Source organism: Mannheimia sp. (assembly GCF_056854775.1).
In genome coordinates this window covers 1-9,802 of the sequence record NZ_JBXGGI010000056.1, presented here as the reverse complement: position 1 = coordinate 9,802, position 9,802 = coordinate 1, and the positions used below count along the sequence as shown (strand labels likewise).

The 9,802-nt window shown below is 39.0% G+C and carries 12 protein-coding genes; 9 read left to right on the top strand and 3 right to left on the bottom strand.

Annotated features, from left to right (window positions below):
• The first annotated feature begins 19 nt into the window (after positions 1 to 19).
• The 6 genes from cyaY (at position 20) to ACJHV0_RS04405 (ending at position 4,201) form a co-directional block, all read left to right on the top strand.
• On the top strand, positions 20 to 325 hold the full coding sequence (gene cyaY / locus ACJHV0_RS04430; RefSeq protein ID WP_025236366.1) for an iron donor protein CyaY: 306 nt from the start codon (positions 20 to 22) through the stop codon (positions 323 to 325).
• A gap of 111 nt (positions 326 to 436) precedes the next feature.
• Positions 437 to 2,236, top strand: a complete 1,800-nt coding sequence (gene recQ, locus ACJHV0_RS04425; protein ID WP_483133487.1) for a DNA helicase RecQ — start codon at positions 437 to 439, stop codon at positions 2,234 to 2,236.
• Positions 2,237 to 2,393: 157 nt separating this feature from the next.
• The gene (gene infC / locus ACJHV0_RS04420; RefSeq protein WP_334239216.1) at positions 2,394 to 2,936 is read left to right on the top strand and encodes a translation initiation factor IF-3; all 543 of its coding nucleotides are present in this window, start codon (positions 2,394 to 2,396) and stop codon (positions 2,934 to 2,936) included.
• A gap of 207 nt (positions 2,937 to 3,143) precedes the next feature.
• Positions 3,144 to 3,341, top strand: coding sequence for a 50S ribosomal protein L35 (rpmI, locus tag ACJHV0_RS04415; RefSeq protein ID WP_005596065.1), 198 nt, complete (start codon positions 3,144 to 3,146; stop codon positions 3,339 to 3,341).
• Positions 3,342 to 3,438: 97 nt separating this feature from the next.
• On the top strand, positions 3,439 to 3,792 hold the full coding sequence (rplT, locus tag ACJHV0_RS04410) for a 50S ribosomal protein L20 (protein ID WP_005596075.1): 354 nt from the start codon (positions 3,439 to 3,441) through the stop codon (positions 3,790 to 3,792).
• A 133-nt stretch (positions 3,793 to 3,925) separates the two neighbouring features.
• Positions 3,926 to 4,201 carry a hypothetical protein gene (locus tag ACJHV0_RS04405; RefSeq protein WP_283386155.1) on the top strand — a complete coding sequence of 92 codons (276 nt, stop codon included), beginning with the start codon at positions 3,926 to 3,928 and terminating at the stop codon, positions 4,199 to 4,201.
• A gap of 98 nt (positions 4,202 to 4,299) precedes the next feature.
• Here ACJHV0_RS04405 and purT read toward each other — a convergent pair whose 3' ends face one another.
• From purT to ACJHV0_RS04390, 3 genes are all read right to left on the bottom strand, one after another.
• Positions 4,300 to 5,481, bottom strand: a complete 1,182-nt coding sequence (gene purT / locus ACJHV0_RS04400; RefSeq protein ID WP_483133486.1) for a formate-dependent phosphoribosylglycinamide formyltransferase — start codon at positions 5,479 to 5,481, stop codon at positions 4,300 to 4,302.
• A gap of 172 nt (positions 5,482 to 5,653) precedes the next feature.
• Complete coding sequence (locus ACJHV0_RS04395; RefSeq protein WP_483133485.1) at positions 5,654 to 6,007, bottom strand: rhodanese-like domain-containing protein; 354 nt, start codon at positions 6,005 to 6,007, stop codon at positions 5,654 to 5,656.
• 8 nt (positions 6,008 to 6,015) lie between these two features.
• On the bottom strand, positions 6,016 to 6,357 hold the full coding sequence (locus ACJHV0_RS04390) for a carboxymuconolactone decarboxylase family protein (RefSeq protein ID WP_483133484.1): 342 nt from the start codon (positions 6,355 to 6,357) through the stop codon (positions 6,016 to 6,018).
• A 118-nt stretch (positions 6,358 to 6,475) separates the two neighbouring features.
• On the opposite strand from ACJHV0_RS04390, the gene ACJHV0_RS04385 reads away from it, so the two are divergent.
• The 3 genes from ACJHV0_RS04385 to ACJHV0_RS04375 all read left to right on the top strand — a co-directional run.
• On the top strand, positions 6,476 to 7,375 hold the full coding sequence (locus tag ACJHV0_RS04385) for a helix-turn-helix domain-containing protein (RefSeq protein WP_483133483.1): 900 nt from the start codon (positions 6,476 to 6,478) through the stop codon (positions 7,373 to 7,375).
• Between the two features lie 274 nt (positions 7,376 to 7,649).
• On the top strand, positions 7,650 to 8,891 hold the full coding sequence (locus ACJHV0_RS04380) for an SIR2 family protein (protein WP_483133482.1): 1,242 nt from the start codon (positions 7,650 to 7,652) through the stop codon (positions 8,889 to 8,891).
• The coding region (locus tag ACJHV0_RS04375; protein ID WP_483133481.1) for an ATP-binding protein at positions 8,888 to 9,802 on the top strand (915 nt) is incomplete at its 3' end. The genes ACJHV0_RS04380 and ACJHV0_RS04375, both read left to right, overlap by 4 nt.

The following is a 9,802-nucleotide window of genomic DNA, read 5'->3' as shown; positions in this document are numbered from 1 at the left end:
CATATTTTAAGGATAAAAAATGAACACAGCACAATTTCACCAATCTGTTGAACAAGTATGGCAGCAAATTGAAGAAAAAATTGATGACGAAGGTTTATCGGTTGATACCGAAATTCAAGGTGCAGTTTGCACTTTAACCTTTGATGACGAATCACAAATCATTATTAACAAACAAGAAGCGATGTTAGAACTATGGCTTGCCAGCAAATTAGGTGGCATTCATTTTAAAAACATTGATGGAGAGTGGGTTACAGATGAAGGTCGCACCTTCTGGCAACATTTAGAAGAAGCCTTTGCTCGACACGGTGAAAGCATTTCTTTCTAATTGTTTGTAAGGGCGTACTGAAGTGCGTCCTTTTATAATTTATATTTGTAAATTTTTTCCTCAAATAAACCACTTGCGGAGGCACATAGTGCTTCCCCACATATAAAAATAATGAATACCACCGCAATTTCTGTTTTAAATAATGTTTTTGGCTATCAAAAATTCCGAGACGGGCAAGAAGAAGTCATTTCTTCCGTGCTGGAAAATCGTGATTGCCTTGTAATTATGACAACAGGCGGTGGAAAATCCCTTTGCTATCAAGTACCTGCTCTATGTTTGGATGGCATAACGCTCGTTATTTCACCACTGATTTCATTAATGAAAGATCAAGTAGATCAGCTCATTACCAATGGTATTGAAGCTGCCTATTTAAACTCTACTCAAACACTCGAAGAACAACAGCTTGTAGAGCAAAAAGCCTTATCAGGTAAATTAAAATTACTTTATCTTTCCCCTGAGAAAGTGATGACACAAGGCTTTTTCCATTTTATCTCACTCTGTAAAATTAGTTTTATTGCCGTAGATGAAGCCCATTGTGTTTCCCAATGGGGACACGATTTCCGCCCTGAATACACTCTACTTGGTGGCTTGCGAAACACTTTTCCTAACGTGCCGTTAATGGCACTAACCGCCACGGCAGACCCAACAACACGAGCGGATATTCTTCACCATTTACGTCTAAATAATCCACATATTTATTTAGGTAGTTTTGATCGCCCAAATATTCGCTATACGGTACAAGAAAAATTTAAGCCACTTGAACAGTTGCTGAAATTCATCAATAAACAGCAGGGAAAAAGTGGAATTATTTATTGCAATAGCCGTAAAAAAGTGGAAGAAATTACTGAAAAATTAGCTTCCAGAAATATTAGCGTGCTGGGCTATCACGCAGGAATGAGTTTTGAACAACGAGAATTCGTACAAAATGCATTTCAGCGAGATGACATTCAAATTGTGGTGGCAACCATTGCTTTTGGAATGGGGATCAACAAATCAAACGTCCGTTTTGTTGTACACTTCGATCTTCCTCGCTCTATCGAATCTTATTACCAAGAAACAGGACGTGCTGGACGAGATGATCTTCCTTCGGAAGCAATACTTTTCTACGATCCAAGCGATTATGGCTGGCTACAAAAAATCCTCTTAGAAGAGCCAGAAAGCGAACAAAGAGACATCAAACAGCACAAGTTACACGCTATCGGCGAATTTGCGGAATCACAAACTTGCCGCCGCTTAGTTTTACTCAATTACTTTGGCGAACATAAACAAGAAGATTGCAAAAACTGCGATATTTGCTTAGATCCGCCACAAAAATATGATGGCTTACTCGATGCTCAAAAAGTGATGTCGGTTATTTATCGAACAGGGCAGATTTTCGGTCAGCACCACATTATTGCTGTACTTCGTGGAATGAATAACTTAAAAATTCGTGAACACAATCACGATCAACTTTCAGTTTACGGAATTGGGAAAGAACAGAGCCAGCATTATTGGCAGAATGTGGTAAGACAACTCATTCATTTAGGACTGATTTATCAAAATATAGCTAATCATTCAGCTCTTCAATTAACCGAAAGTGCAAGACCTTTTTTACGTGGTGAGAAACCGTTACAACTGGCATTGCCACGCTTGGGTATTTTCGCCACAGCATTTGTGCAAAAACAAGCAAGCCATCGTTATGATAAAGACCTATTCGCTCGTCTTCGCTTCTTGCGTAAACAGATTGCTGATAAGGAAAATATTCCGCCTTATATTGTATTTAATGATGCCACGTTACAAGAAATGGCGGAATTCCTACCGACTTCAAAAGTGGAAATGCTCGAAATAAACGGTGTCGGTGAGCGAAAATTTGAACGATTTGGTCAAGCATTTATGACATTAATCAAAGAACATCAAAATAACCGAAAATAGGGAGCTAAATAAGGGTTTATTATTGCATAAGCATTGAAAATCCTATAGAATCCGAACGTTTATCTGTTTTTTATAAAATAAAACGGACACTATAAAAATACTTAACCGCTTTCAAGCGGTCTTATTTAACCAAAAATTTACTAGAAGGAATAAGGCTATTAAACCTGTAAAACGTGTTCAAACAAACCGTGCACACCGTATTAATGAAGAAATTCGTGGTGTGAAAGAAGTTCGCTTAACTGATGAAAATGGCGAACAACTTGGTATTGTATCAATTCAAGAAGCATTAGCAAAAGCTGAAGAAGCTGAATTAGACTTAGTAGAAATCAGCCCAAATGCTGAACCGCCTGTTTGTCGTATTATGAACTACGGTAAGTTCATCTATGAAAAAGAAAAAGCGGCAAAAGAGCAAAAGAAAAAGCAAAAAGTGGTACAAGTGAAGGAAATTAAATTCCGTCCGGGTACAGATGATGGCGATTACCAAGTCAAATTGCGTAGCATTCTTCGCTTCTTAGAAGATGGCGATAAAGTAAAAATTACGGTTCGCTTCCGTGGGCGTGAAATGGCTCACCAAGAGATCGGTATGGACGTTTTAGAACGTGTGAAAGCAGATACTGCTGAGATTGCAGCAGTTGAATCTGCACCGGGCAAATTGGAAGGTCGCCAAGTTGTGATGGTTATCGCACCGAAGAAAAAATAATTCACTTGCAAAAAGCGAGCTTATTCTGTAAAATTCGCTCGTTTTTCGTAAAGAGAAACAAAAGCAGACAGGCACACTCAGCAGCCTGAGCTGCTTTTTTAGATTGCGGTGAAAGCCGTAAAGTAGCGTAATCAGTGCAACCAAGTAACTCATAAGAGTTCGCCTGATTATTCATTTAAACCAAAAACAATGCGGAGTTTTTTAACAATGCCTAAAATTAAAACAGTACGTGGTGCTGCTAAGCGTTTCAAAAAAACAGCTTCTGGCGGTTTCAAACGTAAACAATCTCACTTACGTCATATTTTGACTAAGAAAACCACTAAACGTAAACGTCACTTACGTCATAAATCAATGGTAGCGAAAGCAGACCAAGTTTTAGTAGTAGCGTGTTTACCATACGCATAAGCCTAAGGCTGCGTTAAAAACACAAACGTACGAATAGTAATTCTTAGGGGCGAGAAGTCGTCCATAAATCAAAATAGACAATTTAGGAGATTAAATAATGGCTCGTGTAAAACGTGGTGTTATTGCAAGAGCACGCCATAAGAAAGTTCTTAAGGCTGCTAAAGGTTATTATGGTGCGCGTTCACGTGTTTATCGCGTTGCGTTCCAAGCTGTAATTAAAGCTGGTCAATATGCTTACCGTGACCGTCGTCAACGTAAACGTCAATTCCGTCAATTATGGATTGCTCGTATCAACGCTGCAGCACGTCAAAACGGTTTATCTTACAGCAAATTCATCAACGGCTTGAAAAAAGCATCTGTTGAAATCGATCGTAAGATCTTAGCTGACATCGCTGTATTCGATAAAGTTGCATTCGCAGCTTTAGTTGAAAAAGCAAAATCTGCTCTTTAATTTTAAAGAATAGAGATGAGGACGCCTAGTGCGTCCTTTTTTATTTTATCGGTAAAAATTACAAACCTTTAAGATAAAAATAGAAAACAAGCGGTCTAAATTAACAAATTTTTTGCAAATATAAGGAAATGATATGAAAAAAATTATGCTACTCGTTTCATCAATCGTCATTACTGCTTGTTCAACTCCAGCACAACAAAGCACTGTGCCAATGGATATGCAAGCCGTTCACGATTATCAACAACGAATATTAACTAAACAAACTGTGGATAAAAATGCTCAACCAAACAATGAAGCACTAAACCAAAGTGATAGACGCTCAAAAAGTACAATTTATCCAATTCGCCCTGTAATTTACCCAAGTATTGGTGTGGGTTATCATCACGGCTGGCGTCACAAGTATTGGTAATTTTCAAAAGAAAAGGGCTATTTTGATCTGCCCCAAAAAGTTAGACTACTCTAATTAAAGGGCTGAGTTCTGTATTTCACAGGGCTCAGCCCTTGTTGTTATAAGCTGATATCTAGCTGTTCATAAGCTCTGCGAGCCTTTTCCAATGCTTTATCTGTGCTTTCATCACGAGCTAAAATCACCCCCAAACGGCGGTGTCCATTCACTTCGCCTTTGCCGAATAAACGAATGTTGGTGCCGATTTCTGCCAGCACATTTTCCAAGCCACCGAAACGCACGTTATCCGATTTGCCTTCCACCACAATCGCTTTCGATGCTGCGGGGCTGATGCGGTGAATTTCCGGAATCGGTAAACCTAAAATCGCACGGGCGTGTAGGGCAAACTGCGAAAGCTCTTGCGATGCCATTGTTACCATTCCTGTGTCGTGCGGGCGTGGGGAAACTTCGTTAAAGATAATCTCATCGCCACACACAAACAGTTCCACGCCGAAAATGCCACGTCCGCCAAGTGCAGAAGTGATTTTTTCTGCGGTTTCTTGCGCACGTTTTAAGGCGATTTCCGACATTGCTTGTGGCTGCCACGATTCACGGTAGTCACCGTCAATTTGGATATGCCCGATTGGGGCTAAGAATGAGGTACCGTGAATGTGGCGAACGGTCAGTTGGGTAATTTCATAATCAAATTTGATAAAGCCTTCCACAATCACGCGTCCACCGCCGGCACGCCCGCCTTCTTGCGAATAATCCCACGCTTTTTGAATATCCGCTTCGAATTTAATTACCGACTGACCGTGACCGGACGAGGACATAATCGGTTTCACCACGCACGGAATACCGATTTCGCTAATCGCCTGTTGGAACTGTTCGAAATTATCGACAAAACGGTAAGGCGAGGTTTTAAGCCCTAACTCTTCCGCCGCCAAACGGCGAATTCCCTCACGATTCATAGTTAATTGTGCTGCTTTTGCGGTTGGGATAACGGTATAACCTTCTTTTTCTAATTCGACTAAGGTGGCAGTCGCAATCGCCTCCACTTCCGGTACGATAAAATCCGGTTTTTCTTTTTCCACCAATGCACGCAATGCAGCGCCGTCTAACATTGAAATCGTATAAGCACGGTGTGCCACTTGCTGTGCTGGGGCATTTTCGTAGCGATCCACCGCAATCACTTCCACGCCCAAGCGTTGCAGTTCAATCACCACTTCTTTGCCTAACTCGCCCGAACCTAACATCATCACTTTGGTTGCATTAGGTCTTAACGGGGTGCCGATTGTTGTCATTTTGTTTCTCCTTTCATTAAACGCAAACGATTGCTTTGCGATATTATACTTGAAATCAATCCGTCAGGGCTAGGCTTACAAGCGGTCAGATTTTTGAAATTTTTTGCAAATAGGGTTTTTCTCAACAAAAATGCCGAGCATTTGCTCGGCACTGTTATTTGCGATTAAGGGACTATCTCAGCCCTTGTTTCACTAAATCTGTGTAACCACCGTGATTCACAACGTTGGTATAGCCCAATTTTTGTAGTTCATTGCGAGCCGCTTCAGCTCGTTTTCCTGAACGACAATAAAGGTTGATAGGCTGATTTTTATCAGGGGCAATTTGAGAAATCTGTTTTGCAATCTCCGTATGTGTGATATTCAATGCTCCACCCAAATGCCCCTGCTGAAATTCTTCTGCCGAACGCACATCGATCCAAATACCTGCTGCTTTCGTTGCTTGTGTTTGCTGAGCGGTGGCTTGTTCCGCATTAACGTGAATTGGCCAGCCAAGTGCTAACACCAAAACTGAAATCCATTTTTTCATATTCCCTCCTATCTTTGTTGCTCAACGGCTTCTAAAGCACGTAATGCATAAGTGTAAGCAGCACCTGCATTTAATGCAATAGCGGTTGCCAATGCACCTGCAATTTCACTTTCAGTTGCACCGGCTTTTGCCGCTTCTTCTGCGTGTACGCTAATGCAACTCTCGCAACGGGTCGTTACCGCTACCGCCAAGGCAATCAGTTCTCTAGTTTTGTGATCTAAAGCTTCAGTTGCCGCTGCTGTTCCTAATGCTTTATAAGCCTCTAACATTTTAGGGTGTTTCTGCCCTAATTTGCCGAAAGATTGTTTAACGTGAGCAGTATGCTCTGACCAATTTTGAAAAGATGACATAATAATTTCTCCATAATGAACTGTAAAATTCAAAGCTATTTTTGCATTTATTTGATAGAATTTATTATCAAAAAATCTCATCTTATAGTGAAATCATCGCAAGTTTAGGATTGGAAAAATGGACGTTTTAGATAAACTCTTGGCTTTTTCCCAAATTTCAGCAGGGCTCAACGTCAAATGCCAACTACAAGGTAAATGGCAGTTAGATAATCCATATCAAGATAGACAAGCCGTGGCACATATTGTCAGCCAAGGCTCAGCTTATCTTTACTATAACGGCGAAACCATTCGGCTGAATCAAGGTGATATTGTCTTTTTTCCAAAATCGGCTGACCACACATTACGCAGCCAAATTGAGCCAGTTAGTGCAAAAACTGTGATTAACCAAGCCGAACTTGGTGGTTTCACCTTGGTGCAAAGCGGTAATACTCAATCAGAGTGCGATCTGTTTTGTCTCCATTTTCACTATGATAGCCAAGCGGATTTAATGAATAACCTACCGGAAATGCTGATTTTTAAAGCGACCGAAACGCCATTAAACGCGATTCTAAGCCTACTCCGACAAGAAGGCGATGATCCTGGTTTTGCCAGCAAATCAGTTGTCAACTCATTGGCTCTCGTGATTTTAACGATGATTTTTCGCCAATATTTAACCCAGCACGAGCGGGAAACGGTCGGCGTATTAAAAGCGTGGCAAGATACCCGCTTACGTCCTTTAATGCGTGAAATTTTACTTAACCCTGAGCTTTCGTGGCAAATTGAGGAAATGGCAGCGGTAATTCACATCTCCCGTTCGCAGCTTATTCGTTTGTTTAACAAAAATTTAGGCGTTAGCCCTCACGCTTTTGTGCATAAAATCCGGCTACAAAAAGCCGCAATGCTACTGAAAAGCCAGCCTGATTCGGTATTAAGCATTGCCCTAGCCTGTGGTTTTCAATCTGAGCCGCATTTTATTACCGCCTTTAAAAAAGCTTATGGCGAAACACCAAGCCAATATCGGCAGAGTAAAATGGGTTAAGGAATTATATTAATCTTTGTTTTAATCATTCCACTAATCATCAAAGCAAAATAGCCATAACAGACTAATGATGTCTATTTGGCTCTTTTGGTAAGAGATAAACTTAATTTCTTAATTCCTTTAACCAACCATTATCTAATATAATTAATATGAATTGGCCAAGAAAAATGCTCTAACTAGAATTCTGATACCTACTCAAAATTCAATACAGCTACCCGAAATATCACATAAGGTTTATAATTAAAACTTAAAATTTTTTAACTATGGTGGTCATATGGATATTCAATTTTTATCTTCAGATATTACAGAACAAGAACCTATCACTATAGAGCTTGCAAGCCAAGATGATAAGCAGAAAGAATACAAGGCATTGTTACAAAAATGTCTAAATCAGATTTTGGATGTAGAAAATATCATTGTACTAGCTGGTTCTGGTACATCATTAACCTTTAATTCCACTGAATCTGAACATGTCGCGCCAAGTATGACTGACTTATGGCATGCTTGCCGCGAAATGAATGAAAAAATATTTGATGAGATTAAATCATATACTAAATATAATGACTTTGCAGAAAAATGGAAAGATGATGAAGGCCAAGAACAAATTTCTTTAGATATCGAATTATTTTTATCTCGATGTGATACGTTTTTAACATTACGAAATCTATCTGATAGAAGACTAAAGCAGCTAGCGAGATTTATCAAAGATGCGAAAAATAGAATTCTAGAAATTACTGATTTTACAGAAAAAATTAAAAATCAGCAAAGCTGGAAAGATCATGAAAAATTACTTCGTGTACTGGGTAAAAGACAAGCTAAGCAAAAAAGATTAAAAGTATTTACAACGAATTATGATCTTGCATTTGAAACAGCTGCTTCCAATATTGGTATGACAGTAATTGATGGCTTTGAATATTCTATACCATACCGATTTAATCCATCTTGGTTTAATTATGACATCGTACACAGAACACAATCTAGCGATAAATCAATTAGTTATTTACCTAATGTATTTCATCTTTATAAAATTCATGGTTCTGTAGATTGGGTAAGAACTGAGCAAGGCATTCAGAAAAAAAGAAATGAAAAACAGCAAGGTGAGCCTGTTATTATTTACCCGAGTAGTAATAAATACCAAACATCGTATGAATCTCCTTATTTAGATATGGTATCTAGTTTTTTAAATGCCATACAACAACCTAAAACTGCTATTTTATGTTTAGGCTTTGGGTTTAATGATAAACATATCAATAATGCTATCACTATGGCATTAAGAACAAATCCTGAATTATTGTTGATGGTGGGAACTCGCTCTTTATTTAATGAGAAAGGATCTTTCAATAAAGAAATTCGTTCACTACTTATAAGTGCCGTAAAAGCTGGAGATTCAAGAATTTCTTTAGTTGATAGTGATTTTTCTAATTTTGTAAATCAGTTACCAGATAGAAATAAATCAACACCAGAAGAAGATATTTTTAAAATCTTTCAAGAACTCGCAATGGGGAATAAATCATGAGTAATTGGTTCTCACCCAGTGACATTACACGCAGAATTGGCAGTCTTATAGAAATATCCGCAACGGAAGCCAAAATAAACCTAATCAAAGCAGGGACGGGTGAACAAGTATGGTTATTAGGCAATCGTATTCCTGTTGGTGAAGTCAATGAATATGTATTTATTGATTGTGGGCAAGATTGTATTTTAGGTCGAGTTATAAAAGTCTGGTTAGAAAATGGCGAAAGATTAAGCGTTGATAGTTTAGATGATAGTTATGCAAATAATAATCCTATTGGATTGGTTCAATTACTGGTTAGCGTAGATACTGAAACAGGCTTTAACCGTAAAGGGATAAGACAATACCCTAAACTGGGTGCTCAAATTTATTCCGCTCACCCGAAGCTCGTTTCATTGTTGGCTGAAGGGAAAATCAATAATGATAGTGATGAAATTGAGTTACCTATCGCAGAAATTACTGGCGATTCATCTGTTACGATCAATCTTACCCCTGAAAAATTATTCTCTCGGCATTGTGCCATTTTAGGTTCAACGGGTGGCGGTAAAAGTTACACGATGGCAAACCTGATCAATAATATTTACCAAAAAGGCGGTAAAGTTTTATTGCTAGATGCTACAGGAGAATATGCTAATTTACCTTGTGAATCCTATTATGTAGGCGAACATCCTAATGCAACAAATCAGAATAAAGTAACTTATCCACATTGGATGTTTACTGATTCTGATATAAGGGCATTGCTTCGTCCATCGGCTCAAAGCCAAGCCCCCAAACTTGAAGAAGCTATTCGTAGTTTACAAGTTGTAAATTGTTACTGGGGTCAGCAGGGACATAACTTGTCTATAACGCCAACAGGTAATTTAGAAAAAGCGGAAAAACAAAAGCAACCTTTTGAAATTGCTGTCCAGAATATA

Bases quoted from the DNA above. Each gene is read 5' to 3' on its own strand.
- ACJHV0_RS04380 (WP_483133482.1), top strand. From the start codon at position 7,650: ATGGATATTCAATTTTTATCTTCAGATATTACAGAACAAGAACCTATC.
- cyaY (WP_025236366.1), top strand. From the start codon at position 20: ATGAACACAGCACAATTTCACCAATCTGTTGAACAAGTATGGCAGCAA.
- purT (WP_483133486.1), bottom strand. From the start codon at position 5,481: ATGACAACAATCGGCACCCCGTTAAGACCTAATGCAACCAAAGTGATG.
- ACJHV0_RS04390 (WP_483133484.1), bottom strand. From the start codon at position 6,357: ATGTCATCTTTTCAAAATTGGTCAGAGCATACTGCTCACGTTAAACAA.
- ACJHV0_RS04395 (WP_483133485.1), bottom strand. From the start codon at position 6,007: ATGAAAAAATGGATTTCAGTTTTGGTGTTAGCACTTGGCTGGCCAATT.
- recQ (WP_483133487.1), top strand. From the start codon at position 437: ATGAATACCACCGCAATTTCTGTTTTAAATAATGTTTTTGGCTATCAA.
- ACJHV0_RS04405 (WP_283386155.1), top strand. From the start codon at position 3,926: ATGAAAAAAATTATGCTACTCGTTTCATCAATCGTCATTACTGCTTGT.
- rplT (WP_005596075.1), top strand. From the start codon at position 3,439: ATGGCTCGTGTAAAACGTGGTGTTATTGCAAGAGCACGCCATAAGAAA.
- rpmI (WP_005596065.1), top strand. From the start codon at position 3,144: ATGCCTAAAATTAAAACAGTACGTGGTGCTGCTAAGCGTTTCAAAAAA.
- ACJHV0_RS04385 (WP_483133483.1), top strand. From the start codon at position 6,476: ATGGACGTTTTAGATAAACTCTTGGCTTTTTCCCAAATTTCAGCAGGG.